This is a genomic window from Klebsiella sp. 141153, assembly GCF_032601995.1.
Lineage (GTDB): Bacteria > Pseudomonadota > Gammaproteobacteria > Enterobacterales > Enterobacteriaceae > Klebsiella > Klebsiella aerogenes.
Genome location: NZ_JAQIRJ010000014.1, coordinates 109,562 through 124,134, shown reverse-complemented (window position 1 = coordinate 124,134; position 14,573 = coordinate 109,562). Strand labels below are relative to the sequence as shown.

At 55.8% G+C, this 14,573-nt stretch carries 12 protein-coding genes and 5 tRNA genes; 14 read left to right on the top strand and 3 right to left on the bottom strand.

Translation table 11 applies throughout. The annotated features are described in order from the left end of the window. Positions 1-25 precede the first annotated feature (25 nt). The 14 genes from recX (at position 26) to PGS10_RS22635 (ending at position 9,936) form a co-directional block, all read left to right on the top strand. The gene (gene recX / locus PGS10_RS22700; protein ID WP_042894995.1) at positions 26-526 is read left to right on the top strand and encodes a recombination regulator RecX; all 501 of its coding nucleotides are present in this window, start codon (positions 26-28) and stop codon (positions 524-526) included. A 251-nt stretch (positions 527-777) separates the two neighbouring features. After that, a complete protein-coding gene (gene alaS / locus PGS10_RS22695) occupies positions 778-3,405 on the top strand; it encodes an alanine--tRNA ligase (RefSeq protein ID WP_045395419.1) in 2,628 nt (875 codons plus the stop codon). A gap of 363 nt (positions 3,406-3,768) precedes the next feature. Continuing rightward, complete coding sequence (gene csrA, locus PGS10_RS22690) at positions 3,769-3,954, top strand: carbon storage regulator CsrA (protein ID WP_000906486.1); 186 nt, start codon at positions 3,769-3,771, stop codon at positions 3,952-3,954. Between the two features lie 337 nt (positions 3,955-4,291). Next, a tRNA-Ser gene (locus tag PGS10_RS22685) sits at positions 4,292-4,384 on the top strand. Between the two features lie 4 nt (positions 4,385-4,388). Next, positions 4,389-4,465, top strand: a tRNA-Arg gene (locus PGS10_RS22680). Positions 4,466-4,747: 282 nt separating this feature from the next. Beyond that, positions 4,748-4,824 (top strand) — tRNA-Arg (locus PGS10_RS22675). Positions 4,825-5,013: 189 nt separating this feature from the next. Beyond that, positions 5,014-5,090: transfer RNA gene (locus PGS10_RS22670), tRNA-Arg, on the top strand. 57 nt (positions 5,091-5,147) lie between these two features. Continuing rightward, positions 5,148-5,224, top strand: a tRNA-Arg gene (locus PGS10_RS22665). Positions 5,225-5,386: 162 nt separating this feature from the next. Beyond that, positions 5,387-5,701: a BON domain-containing protein gene (locus PGS10_RS22660; RefSeq protein WP_015370060.1), complete on the top strand. Its 315-nt coding sequence runs from the start codon at positions 5,387-5,389 to the stop codon at positions 5,699-5,701. Positions 5,702-5,826: 125 nt separating this feature from the next. Beyond that, entirely contained in the window at positions 5,827-6,393 is a 567-nt protein-coding gene (gene yqaB / locus PGS10_RS22655) for a fructose-1-phosphate/6-phosphogluconate phosphatase (protein ID WP_045395223.1), read from the top strand. Beyond that, a complete protein-coding gene (locus PGS10_RS22650) occupies positions 6,390-6,818 on the top strand; it encodes a YqaA family protein (RefSeq protein WP_047044328.1) in 429 nt (142 codons plus the stop codon). Before yqaB ends, PGS10_RS22650 begins: the two co-directional genes overlap by 4 nt. Before the next feature lie 66 nt (positions 6,819-6,884). Then, positions 6,885-8,441 (top strand): glutamate--cysteine ligase, encoded by a 1,557-nt coding sequence (gene gshA, locus PGS10_RS22645; protein WP_045395218.1) that lies wholly within the window; start codon positions 6,885-6,887, stop codon positions 8,439-8,441. Positions 8,442-8,604: 163 nt separating this feature from the next. Further along, positions 8,605-9,120 carry an S-ribosylhomocysteine lyase gene (gene luxS, locus PGS10_RS22640; protein ID WP_015370064.1) on the top strand — a complete coding sequence of 172 codons (516 nt, stop codon included), beginning with the start codon at positions 8,605-8,607 and terminating at the stop codon, positions 9,118-9,120. Positions 9,121-9,168: 48 nt separating this feature from the next. Then, positions 9,169-9,936: an AraC family transcriptional regulator gene (locus PGS10_RS22635; protein WP_045395217.1), complete on the top strand. Its 768-nt coding sequence runs from the start codon at positions 9,169-9,171 to the stop codon at positions 9,934-9,936. Here the strand turns inward: PGS10_RS22635 and leuA are convergent. The 3 genes from leuA to emrA all read right to left on the bottom strand — a co-directional run bounded on the left by leuA (position 9,933) and on the right by emrA (position 14,455). Further along, on the bottom strand, positions 9,933-11,591 hold the full coding sequence (gene leuA / locus PGS10_RS22630; protein WP_047078721.1) for a 2-isopropylmalate synthase: 1,659 nt from the start codon (positions 11,589-11,591) through the stop codon (positions 9,933-9,935). The two genes, PGS10_RS22635 and leuA, sit on opposite strands and share 4 nt — an antisense overlap. 137 nt (positions 11,592-11,728) lie before the next feature. After that, positions 11,729-13,267: a multidrug efflux MFS transporter permease subunit EmrB gene (gene emrB / locus PGS10_RS22625; RefSeq protein ID WP_045395214.1), complete on the bottom strand. Its 1,539-nt coding sequence runs from the start codon at positions 13,265-13,267 to the stop codon at positions 11,729-11,731. Positions 13,268-13,282: 15 nt separating this feature from the next. Next, positions 13,283-14,455 carry a multidrug efflux MFS transporter periplasmic adaptor subunit EmrA gene (gene emrA, locus PGS10_RS22620; RefSeq protein ID WP_015370068.1) on the bottom strand — a complete coding sequence of 391 codons (1,173 nt, stop codon included), beginning with the start codon at positions 14,453-14,455 and terminating at the stop codon, positions 13,283-13,285. Between the last annotated feature and the right edge of the window lie 118 nt (positions 14,456-14,573).

Here is a 14,573-nt window from a genome sequence, read left to right as displayed (position 1 = left end):
CTTTTCTTAGATTATCGAGGTGCCTGTGACTGAGACTTCACCACGCCGCTCCGGCTATGCGCGTCTGTTGGATCGCGCAATTCGTATTCTGGCGATGCGCGATCATAGCGAACAGGAGCTGCGGCGTAAGCTGGCGGCGCCGGTAATGAGTAAAAACGGCCCTGAAAAGCTGGACATTACGCCGGAAGAGCTCGAACAGGTTGTCGGCTGGTGCCTGGAAAACCGCTATCTTGATGACCAGCGTTTTGTTCGCCAGTTTATTGCCAGCCGGAGCCGCAAGGGCTATGGGCCGGCACGTATCCGCCAGGAGTTGAATCAAAAGGGCATTGGCCGCAGCGACATCGAAAGCGCGATGCGCGAGTGTGAAATCGACTGGGCGGCGCTGGCGAAAGAGCAGGCGCAGCGTAAATACGGCGAACCGTTACCTACCGCCTTTACTGAAAAAGTTAAAATCCAGCGATTTTTGCTGTACCGCGGCTATCTGATGGAAGATATCCAGGAAATCTGGCGAAATTTTGCAGATTGACCCATCGGGGATTTTACTTCCCTCTAAAGAAAACTTATCTTATTCCCACTTTATTCCGTCGGGCCGCTGCTTGTGATTGCATAATCAGCGTCCAGGGCGATTATTCCTTATACACAAAATCATTCAAGCTGCATCACGGCGGCAAGAGAGAACAGCTTCTGGGGCGTACGTGAGTTCACTACCGGGAGAGGACGTTCCGCCAGGTCAGAGGCGACTTGAAGGATGAAGTGTAGCTTGATTTCAGGATAATTATGAGCAAGAGCACCGCTGAGATCCGTCAGGCGTTTCTCGACTTTTTCCATAGTAAGGGACATCAGGTAGTTGCCAGCAGCTCCCTGGTGCCGCACAACGATCCGACCCTGCTGTTTACCAACGCCGGGATGAACCAGTTCAAGGATGTCTTCCTTGGTCTCGACAAACGTAATTATTCGCGCGCGACCACCGCGCAGCGTTGCGTGCGTGCGGGCGGTAAACACAACGATCTGGAAAACGTCGGTTACACCGCGCGTCACCACACCTTCTTCGAAATGCTGGGCAACTTCAGCTTCGGCGATTACTTCAAGCAGGATGCCATCAAATATGCATGGGAACTGCTGACCGGTGAGAACTGGTTCGCCCTGCCGAAAGAAAAACTGTGGGTTACCGTTTACGAGACCGATGACGAAGCTTTCGACATCTGGGCCAATGAAGTGGGCGTTCCGCGCGAGCGTATTATCCGCATCGGCGACAACAAAGGCGCGCCGTTTGCTTCTGATAACTTCTGGCAGATGGGCGATACCGGTCCGTGCGGCCCGTGCACCGAAATCTTCTTTGACCATGGCGATCACATCTGGGGCGGCCCTCCGGGAAGCCCGGAAGAAGATGGCGACCGTTACATTGAGATCTGGAACATCGTCTTCATGCAGTTCAACCGTCAGGCTGACGGTACCATGGAGCCGCTGCCGAAGCCGTCCGTTGATACCGGTATGGGGCTGGAGCGTATTGCCGCTGTTCTGCAGCACGTTAACTCCAACTATGACATCGACCTGTTCCGCAATCTGATTGCGAGCGTGGCGAAAGTCACCGGCGCGACCGATCTGACTAACAAGTCGCTGCGCGTTATCGCCGACCACATTCGTTCCTGCGCATTCCTGATTGCTGATGGCGTGATCCCGTCGAATGAAAACCGCGGCTACGTGCTGCGTCGTATCATTCGCCGCGCGATTCGTCACGGCAACATGCTGGGCGCGAAGGACACCTTCTTCTGGAAACTGGTTGCTCCGCTTATCGACGTGATGGGCGCCGCCGGTGAAGAGCTGAAACAGCAGCAGGCTCTGGTAGAGCAGGTGCTGAAAACCGAAGAAGAGCAGTTTGCGCGCACACTTGAGCGCGGACTGGCGCTGCTGGACGAGGAACTGTCGAAGCTTAAAGGCGACACGCTGGACGGCGAAACCGCCTTCCGTCTGTATGACACCTATGGCTTCCCGGTTGATCTGACGGCGGACGTCTGCCGCGAGCGCAACATCAAGGTTGACGAAGCAGGCTTTGAAGCCGCGATGGAAGAGCAGCGCCGCCGCGCGCGCGAGTCCAGCGGTTTCGGCGCTGACTATAACGCGATGATTCGCGTTGACGGCGCATCGGAATTTAAAGGCTACGATCATCTGGAACTGAACGGCAAAGTGACTGCGCTGTTCATCGACGGCAAAGCGGTTGATAGCGTCAGCGCGGGTCAGGATGCGGTTGTAGTCCTCGACCAGACGCCATTCTATGCGGAATCCGGCGGTCAGGTAGGCGATAAAGGCGAACTGAAAGGCGCTGGCTTCTCCTTCACGGTCAGCGATACGCAGAAGTACGGCCAGGCTATTGGTCATATCGGTAAAGTCGCCAGCGGTTCCCTGAAAGTGGGTGACGCGGTGCAGGCCGATGTCGATCAGGCTCGCCGTCAGCGTATTCGTCTCAACCATTCCGCGACGCACCTGATGCACGCGGCGCTGCGCCAGGTTCTCGGTACCCACGTGGCGCAGAAAGGCTCGCTGGTTAACGATAAAGCGCTGCGTTTTGACTTCTCGCATTTTGAAGCGATGAAGCCGGAAGAAATTAGAGCGGTGGAAGATCTGGTGAACGCCCAGATCCGCCGTAACCTGGCTATCGAAACCAATATCATGGATATCGATGCCGCGCGTGAATCCGGCGCCATGGCGCTGTTCGGCGAGAAATACGACGATCGCGTTCGCGTACTGCGGATGGGCGATTTCTCCACCGAGCTGTGCGGCGGTACTCACGCGGCGCGTACCGGTGATATCGGCCTGTTCCGTATTACCTCTGAATCCGGTACCGCCGCAGGCGTGCGCCGTATTGAAGCGGTGACCGGCGAAGGGGCGATTGCCAGCCTGCATGCGCAGAGCGATCAGCTCAGCGATATCGCCCAGCTGCTGAAGGGCGATAGCCACAGCATCGGCGATAAAGTTCGCGCGGCGCTTGAGCGTACCCGTCAGTTGGAAAAAGAGCTGCAGCAGCTGAAAGAGCAGGCTGCGGCGCAGGAGAGCGCTAATCTCTCCAGTAAAGCGGAAGAAATTAACGGTGTTAAGCTGCTGGTTAGCGAGCTGGCCGGCGTTGAGCCGAAAATGCTGCGTACCATGGTTGATGATCTGAAAAACCAGCTCGGTTCGACGGTCGTTGTATTAGCTACGGTAGCGGATGGTAAGGTTTCTCTGATTGCAGGTGTGTCTAAGGATGTGACAGACCGCGTGAAAGCAGGGGAGCTGGTTGGTATGGTCGCCCAGCAGGTGGGCGGTAAAGGGGGCGGTCGTCCGGATATGGCGCAAGCCGGCGGTACCGATGCGTCTGCTCTCCCTGCTGCGTTAGCCAGTGTGAAAGGCTGGGTCAGCGCAAAACTGTAATAACTATAAACGCATTTACCCTAAATAATTCGAGTTGCAGGAAGGCGGCGACGCAGCGAATCCCCAGGAGCTTACTCAAGTAAGTGACTGGGGTGAGTGAGGAAAGCCAACATACATGCAACTTGAAGTATGACGGGTATAGGTGCCGTAACCTGATGGGAGCGGCATCTTGCGTCATAAGTACTGATAACGATAAAGTCGGGTTGAAGTTGTGTAGATCGGCTAAACTTAGGTTTAACAGAATGTGATGCCGTGACTGCTTACACCGCGAGGTGTTTGTCATCGCTTACTTTTTGGCGTTATATGATGGATAATGCCGGGATGCGAGAGACCCGACTCTTTTAATCTTTCAAGGAGCAAAGAATGCTGATTCTGACTCGTCGAGTTGGTGAGACCCTCATGATTGGAGATGAGGTCACTGTGACAGTTTTAGGGGTTAAGGGTAACCAGGTACGTATTGGTGTCAACGCCCCTAAAGAAGTCTCTGTACATCGTGAAGAAATCTACCAGCGTATCCAGGCTGAAAAATCCCAGCAGTCCAGTTACTAAGCTTTCCGCGCCTCGCTTTATTGTGAGGCGCATCCCTCCGGCGGTCGTTTTTCTCTTTTCTTCTCCTTTTTCTTCTCTCGCGACATCCTCTCTTTTGTTTTTATTCGCCGTGCGTCATTTTTCGTTGTCGCTTTTGAGTGGCCGTAAAGGGCTATTTCCTGTTGATAAAATACTCTTTTTGCCGTTTTTGCAGGCTAATTGCGCGTGAAGTGTGCAAACGGAGAAAGCTCTCGAAAAATTGTTTGACTTATAAGTCTCAGAAAGTAATATGTGCGCCATCGCAGCGACGAAGAGCAGAAACAAGTTCTTCGAAGCACTCGCAAGAGGCGTGTTGTGTGGTGAGGTGGCCGAGAGGCTGAAGGCGCTCCCCTGCTAAGGGAGTATGCGGTCAAAAGCTGCATCCGGGGTTCGAATCCCCGCCTCACCGCCATTTTGCATCCGTAGCTCAGCTGGATAGAGTACTCGGCTACGAACCGAGCGGTCGGAGGTTCGAATCCTCCCGGATGCACCATCTTCTCTTGGGTAACAGCGATATCGTTGTTGCAAAGTTTGCGAAATTATCGCCAACACCAGGGAGGATAACGTTGAGTAAACAACGGCCCGTAGGGCGAGGCGCAGCCGAGTAATCCTCCCGGATGCACCATCTTCTCTCTGTAAACAGAAAGAAGAACGCTGTGAAAGCAGCGGCCCGCAGTGCGAGGCGTAATCGAGTCACTCTACCGATTACTCCATCATACTCAGTGTGGCATGTGTTAGTTGTGACACTGACGCGTAGTAAAGCAAGTTTCCCGATGCATCCGTAGCTCAGCTGGATAGAGTACTCGGCTACGAACCGAGCGGTCGGAGGTTCGAATCCTCCCGGATGCACCATATTCTCCTTAGTAACAGCAATATCGTTGTTACATGGTCTGCGAAATTTTCGTCAGCACCAGGGAGGATAACGTTGCGTAAGCAACGGCCCGTAGGGCGAGGCGTAGACGAGTCATCCTCCCGGATGCACCATTCTTGCCTGATTCTGAATTATTCAGATGAATTCTGTAGTAAACTAGTTATTCCGATGCATCCGTAGCTCAGCTGGATAGAGTACTCGGCTACGAACCGAGCGGTCGGAGGTTCGAATCCTCCCGGATGCACCATTCTTGCCTGATTCTGAATTATTCAGATGAACTCTGTAGTAAACTAGTTATTCCGATGCATCCGTAGCTCAGCTGGATAGAGTACTCGGCTACGAACCGAGCGGTCGGAGGTTCGAATCCTCCCGGATGCACCATATTCTCTTCAACAAAACTCTTCAATTTTCATCCCCTCAGTACGACGCATTTTATCTCCTCGATAATCAACACATTTCTTATTGGCAAGTCGCTCTTTCCACTATAATTTATCCCTGTAGATCTACCTGAACCGGGTGTGATGAATGCAAGGAGAGAAATCAATGAAATGGTTCAAAGCAATACCTGCCTTTTGCGCAACGCTTCTGGTCGCCGTATCTCTGGCAGGCTGTGCCGGATCGTCCACCAAAGAAAGCACCGGCGGTTATATTGACGATACCGTGGTAACCACCAAGGTTAAAAGCGCGCTGTTTAACGAAAAAGATATCAAATCCTCAGAAATTAGCGTGCAGACCTTTAAAGGCCGCGTACAGCTGAGCGGTTTTGTATCGTCGGCTGAGAGCGCTAAACGTGCGGTAGAGGTCACCCGTCGCGTACAGGGCGTGCGCGTGGTTGAGAACGACCTGCGAATCAAATAAAGCGATTTTTGCACTCCCTAATTACTTAAGGCGCCTGCGGGCGCCTTTGCGGTCTCTGGCCCCCCGCGACAAAACCCGCCTTTTGCGATACAGTAACGTTTCCTTATCCTGTTTGTGAGAACACGATGTACCAACGTTACGCAGGACTGATTTTCGATATGGATGGCACCATCCTCGATACCGAGCCGACGCATCGTAAGGCATGGCGTGAAGTATTGGGCCGTTACGGTATGCGTTTCGATGAACAGGCCGTGGTCGCGCTCAACGGTTCTCCAACCTGGCGTATTGCCCAGGCGATCATTGAGCTGAATCAGGCTGATTTAGATCCGCATCGTCTGGCGCAGGAAAAAACTGTGGCCGTTAAAGCGATGCTGCTGGATAGCGTGCGCCCGTTACCGCTCATTGACGTGGTAAAGGAGTGGCATGGCCGTCGCCCGATGTCGGTCGGCACCGGTAGCGAAAGCGCCGTCGCCGAAGCGCTACTGGCGCATCTCGGCCTGCGCCACTACTTCTCCGCGGTGGTGGCTGCCGATCACGTGACGCAACATAAACCTGCGCCAGATACCTTCCTGCTATGCGCGGAGCGCATGGGCGTAGCGCCGGAAACCTGCGTGGTCTTTGAAGATGCCGACTTCGGTCTGGAAGCGGCGAAGCGCGCGGGTATGGATGCTGTGGATGTGCGTCTGTTGTGAGCGACGCGCTGTCGCTCCTGTCGCTTTTTGCCAGCAGCTTTTTAAGCGCCACTTTACTGCCCGGCAACTCGGAAGTGGTGCTGGTTGCTATGCTTCTTACGGGGGCAAGTCAACCGTGGCTGCTGGTATTAATAGCAACAATCGGCAATAGCCTTGGAGGGGTAACTAACGTTATTCTGGGGCGCCTGTTTCCGCTGCGCAAGCAGTCGCGCTGGCAGGAGAGGGCAACCGGCTGGCTTAAACGCTATGGCGCGGTGACATTATTATTGAGCTGGGCGCCTGTTATAGGCGATTTGCTGTGTTTACTGGCGGGATGGATGCGCATTTCCTGGGGACCAGTGCTCTTTTTTTTATGCCTTGGTAAGGCGTTGCGTTATATCGTCATTGCGGCGGCAACCCTTCAGGGCATGACGTGGTGGCACTAATTGGACTGATTGTTCAACCATTACAATTATGCTAATTCAAACGATTTCGACAGGCGGGAGGTCAAATTGATCCCGGATGTATCACAGGCGCTGGCCTGGCTGGAAAAAAATCCGCAGGCGCTGCAAGGCATTAAACGTGGGCTTGAGCGCGAAACGCTGCGCGTTAACGCCGACGGCACGCTGGCCACTACCGGCCATCCTTTAGCTTTAGGTTCGGCGCTGACCCATAAATGGATTACCACTGATTTTGCCGAAGCCCTGCTGGAGTTTATTACCCCAGTGGATGGCGATGTCGATCATATGCTGACTTTCCTGCGCGATGTGCATCGCTTCACCGCCCGCCAGCTCGGCGACGAGCGGATGTGGCCGCTGAGCATGCCGTGCTATATCGCGCCGGGTCAGGAAATTGAACTGGCGCAGTACGGTACCTCTAACGTTGGCCGTCTGAAGACGTTGTATCGCGAAGGGCTGAAAAACCGCTACGGCGCGCTGATGCAAACCATTTCTGGCGTGCACTATAACTTCTCGCTGCCGATGGCGTTCTGGCAGGCCAAGTGCGGCGTGGAAGACGCGGAAAGCGGCAAAGAGGCGATCTCGGCCGGTTATTTCCGCTCGATTCGTAACTACTACCGTTTCGGTTGGGTAATTCCGTACCTGTTCGGCGCGTCGCCGGCGATTTGCTCCTCGTTCCTGCAAGGCAAACCGACGACTCTGCCGTTTGAGAAGGCCGGAAACGGCATGTACTACCTGCCATACGCCACTTCTCTGCGTCTTAGCGACCTCGGTTATACCAATAAGTCGCAAAGCAATCTCGGAATTACGTTTAACGATCTGCATGAGTATGTGGCAGGATTGAAGCGGGCGATTAAAACGCCATCGGAAGAGTACGCTAAAATCGGGCTTGAGAAAGACGGTAAGCATCTGCAGATCAACAGCAATATTCTGCAGATTGAAAACGAGCTGTACGCGCCGATTCGCCCGAAACGGGTGACCCGTAGCGGTGAAACGCCGTCCGATGCGCTGCTGCGCGGCGGCATTGAGTATATCGAAGTGCGTTCGCTGGATATCAACCCATTCTCGCCGATTGGCGTGGATGAGCAGCAGGTGCGCTTCCTCGATCTGTTTATGGTCTGGTGCGTGCTGGCCGATGCGCCGGAGATGAGCAGCAGCGAACTGCTGTGTACCCGTACTAACTGGAACCGGGTGATTCTTGAAGGCCGCAAACCGGGCCTGACGCTGGGAATTGGCTGCGAAAGCGCGCAGTTCCCGCTGGCGCAGGTGGGTAAAGATCTGTTCCGTGATTTACGCCGCGTGGCGCAAACGCTGGACAGCATCCACGGCGGCGAGGCGTATCAACAGGTGTGCGATGAGCTATTAGCCTGCTTCGACGATCCGGAATTAACTTTCTCAGCGCGCATTCTGCGTTCTATGATTGAAGAAGGGATTGGCGGTACCGGGCGTAAGCTGGCTGATGAGTATCGTACGATGCTGCGCGATGAACCGCTGGAAATTTTAAGCGAAGATGATTTTATCGCCGAACGTGATGCGTCGGTCGCGCGGCAGAAGAAAGTAGAAGCGGAAGATAGCGAGCCGTTCGAGGCGCTTTTAGCACGACACGCGTAGTAAAAAGCGCTACAAAAGAAAAAGGCCACATCACTGTGGCCAAACTTTCATCTCTGATTCAGGGATGATGATGATAATAAATGCGCGTCTTTCATATACTCAGACTCGCTGTTGAACGAAGAGTTCATTTTATTTTAAAAAAAATCACTATCGGAGGTGAAGAATGCCGTTGTTAGATAGTTTCACAGTCGACCATACCCGAATGGAAGCGCCTGCGGTGCGCGTCGCGAAGAAAATGAACACGCCGCACGGCGATCAAATCACCGTTTTCGATCTGCGATTCTGCGTACCGAACCAGGAAGTGATGCCGGAGCGCGGCATTCATACTCTGGAGCACCTGTTTGCTGGTTTCATGCGCGATCACCTGAACGGTAATGGCGTGGAAATTATCGACATCTCTCCGATGGGCTGCCGTACCGGTTTCTACATGAGCCTGATTGGCACGCCGGAAGAGCAACGCGTGGCAGATGCCTGGAAAGCGGCGATGGCTGACGTGCTGAAAGTCAAAGATCAGAATCAGATCCCTGAGCTGAACGTCTACCAGTGCGGAACCTACACCATGCACTCGCTGGAAGAAGCGCAGGATATCGCCCGCCACATCATTGAGCGTGATGTTCGCATCAACAGCAACGATGAGCTGGCGCTGCCGAAAGAAAAACTGCAAGAACTGCACATCTAGTGCGCCTGCGTCGGCCCGGCTATCGCGTCGGGCCGCTCTTCGCCTATCATGTCGACAACGCTCTCCTTTTCCTTCCAGCACCGCGCGCTGGTGCCATTTGCCCATGATTACGCCCACGGCGATAGCGAACCGATGCATTGCCACGACTGCGCTCAGTTATTGCATATTCTCAGCGGCGTGGTTCGGGTGGAAACGCCGGTCGGGTTCTGGGTCGTACCGCCGGGGCGCGGCGTCTGGCTACCGGCACATACGCCGCACGCGTTGCGCATAACCGGCAATGTGGCCGCGCGGACGCTATTTATCGATCCGCTGGCCCGTGCCGATCTGCCCTCTACCTGCCAGATCGTACAGATCTCACCGCTGCTGCGTGAGCTTATCGTCGCGTCGCTGTCGCTGGAAGAGCGCTATTTCCCCGGGACTCGCGACGAACGTATCTATGAGCTGATGCTGGATGAAATTCGTGGAATGTCGGTATTACCGTTCGGTTTGCCGGAACCGCATAGCGATAGCCTGCGTCGGTTGTGCCAGCGGGTGCGCGAAGCGCCCGGTGAGCCGTGGAGCAGCCGTGAGGCGGCGCAAGCTGGCGGAATGAGCGAGCGTACGCTGAACCGCCATTTTCAACAGCAGACCAGCCTGACCTGGAGCGAATGGGTGCGCCGGGCGAAGCTGATGGAGGCGCTGGTTCGCCTGGCGCAGGGGCAGTCGGTGCTAAGGGTGGCGCTGGATCTGGGTTACGGCAGCCACAGCGCTTTTAGCGCCATGTTCCGCCGGGTCATGGGGACCGCGCCCAGCGACTATTTTCGCCCGTTGGATTAATCCCTGGCGTGAACGGCATTACACAACGCCTGTAACGAGGCGCGGGCAACGTCATTATCAATGCCTACGCCCCATCGACTTTCGCCATTGGCAAAGACGCAGCGAATATAGGCAACGGAGCGGCTGTCGCTGCGCGCCCCAAGGGTATGCTCGTGGTAATCCTTGATAACGAAATGACGTTTTAACAGCGCGCTCAGGCCGTTGGCGGCGGCGGATAACAAACCGTTCCCGCGTCCGTTCAGGCGGCGGGTTTCGCCATCCATCCGCAGCGCAGCCTGTAACGTCAGTTCGCCATCCTGCTGGCCGTCGCTCTGATAGTCGAGTAACGCCAGCGTCGGCTGCGCCAGCAGGCCGTAACGGCTGCGAAACAGCTGCCATAACGCGTTATGGGTCATTTCTTTACCATGGCTATCCGTTTCTTGCTGAACGTACTGGCTGAAGTCCTGCTGCAACGCCCGCGGCAGCTTAAGACCGTGGTTCTGCTCAATCAGCCATGCGCTGCCGCTTTTACCTGACTGGCTGTTAACGCGGATCACTGCTTCATAGCTGCAGCCGATATCCTGTGGATCGATAGGTAAATACGGCATTTGCCAGCGATCTCCCGGCTTACGGGCATCAAACCCTTTTTTAATGGCATCCTGATGCGAACCGGAAAAGGCGGTGTAGGCCAGACTGCCTGCCCAGGGATGCCGTGGATGTACCGGGAGCTGGTTGCAGTTCTCGACGATCTCCACTACCCGATTCATCTGCGTAAAGCGCAACTGCGGATCCACGCCCTGGCTATAGAGATTCATCGCCAGCGTGACCAGACAGACGTTGCCGGTGCGCTCGCCATTGCCGAACAGACAGCCTTCCACGCGATCGGCGCCGGCCATCACCGCCAGTTCGGCGCTGGCGACGCCGGTACCGCGATCGTTATGCGGATGCACGCTGATACACACATCCTGGCGGCGCGAGAAGTGGCGGCAAAAATATTCAATCCGATCGGCGTAGACGTTCGGCGTGTTGACTTCGACCGTTGCCGGAAGATTAATAATCATTGGCCGTTCGCCGCAGGGCTGCCAGATTTCCGCCACCGCTTCGCAGATTTCAAGGGCGAATTCCGGCTCGGTAAAACAGAAGGTTTCCGGTGAATATTCATATTGCCAACGGGTGTCCGGCTGCTGTTCGCAATGCTGACGAATAAGCCGGGTGGCTCGAGTGGCGAGCTCGATCACTTCGGCCTTTTCCATGCCGAAAACCAGCTCGCGAAACAGCGGCGCGGTGGCATTGTAGAGATGGATGGTTGCCTGTCGGGCGCCGCGCAGCGCTTCAAAGGTTCGCGCTATGAGTTCTTCCCGCGCCTGAGTCAGTACCTGAATGGTGACATCTTCAGGGATGCGCTGCTCGTCAATCAGCTGGCGCACAAAGTTGAAGTCGGTTTGCGAGGCGGAGGGGAAGGCGACCTCTATTTCTTTAAAACCGCACTCAAGCAACAGATCCCAGAACTGCAGCTTGCGTGCGGCATCCATCGGTTCGGCCAGCGCCTGGTTGCCGTCGCGCAAATCGGTGGAAAGCCAGCGCGGCGCGGTAGTGATTTGCCGCTCGGGCCACTGGCGATCGGGCAGGACGATAGGCGGATAAGGGCTGTATTTTTCGCAAGGATTGGTCAGCATGATGTTCTCCTGTAGTCGGAGCTTTATCCTGCATGACATAACGCATCGGCGGCTTTAGCGAAATGGACAGAAGCTAGCGCGAAATGGACAAGGTCGCGGCAATAAAAAAGGGACCCGTAGGTCCCTTTTGTTGATACTTAGTGCGCGCCTCCGCCACCGCCGCCGGCGCTGAACGGCGGCCTGGCGAACCACACCAGGCTTAGCAGAAGGATAAAGATCCCCGCTGAGACCCAGAAGATTTCGTTGGCGGAGATAATCAACCCCTGGTTGGTTATCTGCTGGGCAATCCAGCCGGAAGCCTGCTGCTGGGTCATTCCCATACCCTGTAGTTGATCGTACATCTGCTGGGCGTTGGGGTTGAACGGCGTCACCGACTCGGTGAGCTGCGCATGGTGCAGCGCCTCGCGGTTGGTCCACATGGTGGTGGTAATTGAGGTACCGATGGAGCCGGCAAGGGTTCGGGTAAAGTTCGACAAGCTCGATGCCGCCGCCAGCCGCTCCGGCGGGAGGCCAGAGAGAGTGATGGTGGTCAGCGGCATGAAGAAACAGGCCACCGCAAAGCCCTGGATAAACTGCGGCCAGGCCGATGCGCCAAAGTCCATTCCCGGTTCGAAGGTCCACGCGCGCCAGTAGAAGCACACCGCATACATAATAAAGCTGAAGGTCACCAGCCGCCGCATATCGAGCTTATGGGCAAAGCGGCCGATAATCGGCGACAGAATGACCGGGATCACCCCGACCGGCGCCGAAGCCAAACCGGCCCAGGTGGCGGTGTAGCCGTATACCTCCTGTAGAAGCTGCGGCAGCAATACAATGGCGCCGAAGTAGAGCATATAGGCCAGACTGATACACAAGCAGCCGATGGTAAAGTTACGCGACTTAAACAGCGACAGGTCGACTATCGGGTTATCGTCGGTCAACTCCCAGACGATGAGGAAACTTATCGCCACCACCGCCACGATGGTCAGGATGATAATCTCGTTGGAAGCGAACCAGTCGAGCTCTTTACCGCGGTCGAGCATAACCTGCAGGCTGCCGATCCCGATAATCAGCAGCGCCAGCCCGACGCCGTCGATACGCCGCTGTTCGGTGCGGGTTTCGCGGCCGCGCAGGGTTTGCAGCGTCATGAGAACCACCGCCACGCCAATCGGCACGTTGATGAAGAAGATCCAGCCCCAGTGGTAGTTATCGCTGATATAGCCGCCGAGAATCGGGCCGCAAATCGGCGCGACGATGACCGTCATCGACCACAGCGCCAGCGCGATTGAGCGCTTCGCTGGCGGGTAGTTGCTGAGCAGCAGACTCTGCGATAGCGGGATCAGCGGACCGGCGACGATCCCCTGAATCACGCGGAAGAAAATCAGCATCGTCAGGCTATTTGACACCCCGCAGGCCCAGGAGGCGATGGCGAATGCCACCGTCGACCAGACGAAGAGTTTCACTTCGCCGACGCGCTTAGCCAGCCAGCCGGTAATTGGGATGGAGATAGCGTTCGCCACCCCAAACGAGGTGATGACCCAGGTCCCCTGACTTAGCGACGAGCCAAGGTTACCGGCAATGGTCGGAATAGCCACGTTGGCGATAGTGGAGTCCAGCACCTGCATGAAAGTCGCCAGCGACAGCGCAATGGTCATGATGACCAGTTGCGCGCCTTCGAGCGGTTTTTGCTGTTGCATTACGCTCACCCCGAATTATCCGGCGTTGGCCTGGATGATACCGTCGATCAGTTTATTTACCGGCTCAAGGCCGATTTCACGGGCATTACTTTCATAGACCGGCGAGCTACGTACCTGGCTTGCCAGCATCTCGCCTTCGCGATTGCTGGTGTCTACTTCAACCAGCGTCGACAGGCCGATGCGCAGCGGATGTTGCGCCAGCTGTTTAGCATCTATTTCGATACGAACCGGCAGACGCTGGACGACTTTGATCCAGTTACCGGTGGCGTTTTGCGCCGGCAGCAGGGAGAAGGCGCTGCCGGTACCCATATCCAGGCCGACCACTTTACCGGTGTACTTCACGTCATCGCCGTAGATATCGCTGACGATGGTCGCCGGCTGGCCGATACGCATATGGGCAAGCTGGGTCTCTTTAAAGTTGGCGTCAACCCACAGGTTGGTGGCTGGAACCACCGCCATCAGCGGGGTAGTGGTGCCAATCTGCGCGCCAGGCTGCACCGAGCGGCGGGAAACGTAGCCGCTAATCGGGCTGACGATTTGCGTACGCTGCAGCGCCAGCCAGGCGTTGCGGACTTCGGTCGCCGCCTGCAGCACCGCAGGCTGCTGTTCCAGTTTGGTGCCCAGTACGATCGCCTGATTGGCGTTGTACTGTTGAATAGCGACGTCGAGTTCGGCCTGGGCGCTGGCGACGGTGTCACGAGCGTGCTGCAGCTCTTCGCGGCCAATCAGGTTCGCGGCGCCCAGCGGGATACGGCGATTAAGGTCTGCCTGCGCCTGGGCGAGGGCGGTTTTTTTGACGTCAATATTCGCCTGCAGCTGCTTGCTGTTGATCATCTGCTGGCGAGTCTGGCGCACGCTTGCCGCCAGCTGGGTTTTGGCTTTTTCAAACGCCTGCTGGGCGTCGGTCTGGTCGAGGGTGACCAGCGGATCGCCTTGTTGCACAAAGTCGGTGTTGTCGGCCCAGACCTTGGTGACGCTACCGGAAACCTGCGCCATGATCTGTACCTGGTTCCCTGCCACATAAGCGTCATCGGTCTCTTCATAATGACGCAGGACTAAAAACCAATAAATGCCGTAGGCTACGGCCACAATAACAAAGAGCAAGGTCAGGAGCAGAAGGGCGCCTTTGCGTTTCCCTTTCTTGCTGCCTGATTGCTGCGGAGTTTGGCTCGCCGCATTTTCGCTCATCTGATTCTCCACAATTTTACATTCTTATTATTTCACATCGGCTGAGCCGACCTGTTTACCAGAAAGGCCAGCAGAAAATCTGCTGGCCTGACCGTGTTCCTTGCAACTCAAAATGTTG